This window comes from Pseudomonas sp. 43(2021), from assembly GCF_017490805.1.
Classification (GTDB): domain Bacteria; phylum Pseudomonadota; class Gammaproteobacteria; order Pseudomonadales; family Pseudomonadaceae; genus Aquipseudomonas.
In genome coordinates this window covers 1-499 of the sequence record NZ_JAFGYJ010000330.1, presented here as the reverse complement: position 1 = coordinate 499, position 499 = coordinate 1, and the positions used below count along the sequence as shown (strand labels likewise).

Here is a 499-nt window from a genome sequence, read left to right as displayed (position 1 = left end):
AGCCACGACCTTGAGTCGGCCATCGCCCAAGGCGCCACCTGGGTGCGGATCGGTACCGCGCTGTTTGGCGCCAGAGATTATTCCCAGTCTTGAACGTTTCCAGATAAGGACCACACATGAGCAACACACGTATTGCGTTTATCGGTGCGGGCAACATGGCGGCCAGTCTGATTGGCGGCTTGCGCGCCAAAGGTCTGGAAGCGGCGCAGATCCGCGCCAGCGATCCGGGCGAAGACACCCGCGCCAAGGTCAGCGCCGAACACGGCATCGAAACCTTCGCTGACAACGCCCAGGCCATCGACGGCGTCGATGTCATCGTGCTGGCGGTCAAGCCACAGGCGATGAAAGCCGTGTGCGAGGCGATTCGCCCGAGCCTCAAGCCCAATCAACTGGTGGTGTCGATCGCCGCCGGCATCACCTGCGCGAGCATGACCGCGTGGCTCGGCGAACAGCCGATCGTGCGCTGCATGCCGAACACTCCGGCGCTGCTGCGTCAGGG

General features: G+C 63.7%; 1 protein-coding gene and 1 pseudogene. Both read left to right on the top strand.

Annotation, left to right across the window (positions count from 1 at the left end; genetic code table 11):
- A pseudogene (locus J5M71_RS27475) lies at nucleotides 1-93 on the top strand (YggS family pyridoxal phosphate enzyme); the annotation flags it as partial.
- Between the two features lie 23 nt (nucleotides 94-116).
- Nucleotides 117-499, top strand: a 383-nt coding sequence (locus J5M71_RS27470; protein ID WP_207838708.1) for an NAD(P)-binding domain-containing protein, incomplete at its 3' end; no start/stop codon positions are given.